The organism is Pseudomonas sp. SWRI68 (genome assembly GCF_014269165.1).
Taxonomy (GTDB): Bacteria; Pseudomonadota; Gammaproteobacteria; order Pseudomonadales; family Pseudomonadaceae; genus Aquipseudomonas; species Aquipseudomonas capeferrum.
This window is the reverse complement of record NZ_JABWRU010000081.1, coordinates 1-269: the sequence shown is the minus strand read 5'-3', so window position 1 is coordinate 269 and position 269 is coordinate 1. Positions and strand designations below refer to the sequence as shown.

Here is a 269-nt window from a genome sequence, read left to right as displayed (position 1 = left end):
TTACTTGGTGCGGCCTACAAAATACGGGGCCATAGCTCAGCTGGGAGAGCGCCTGCCTTGCACGCAGGAGGTCAGCGGTTCGATCCCGCTTGGCTCCACCACTCTTCAGGTCAGGTTTCGCAGCACTGCTCAGAACTTAGAAATGAACATTCGGTGATGAATGTTGATTTCTGGCTTTTGTCAGATCGTTCTTTAAAAATTCGGATATGTGATAGAAATAGACTGAACACTACTTTCACTGGTAGTGGATCAGGCTAAGGTAAAATTTG

1 tRNA gene is annotated in these 269 nt (G+C 47.2%); it reads left to right on the top strand.

The window, feature by feature from the left end:
* The first annotated feature begins 25 nt into the window (after window positions 1-25).
* Window positions 26-101, top strand: a tRNA-Ala gene (locus HU770_RS26890).
* Window positions 102-269: the final 168 nt, after the last annotated feature.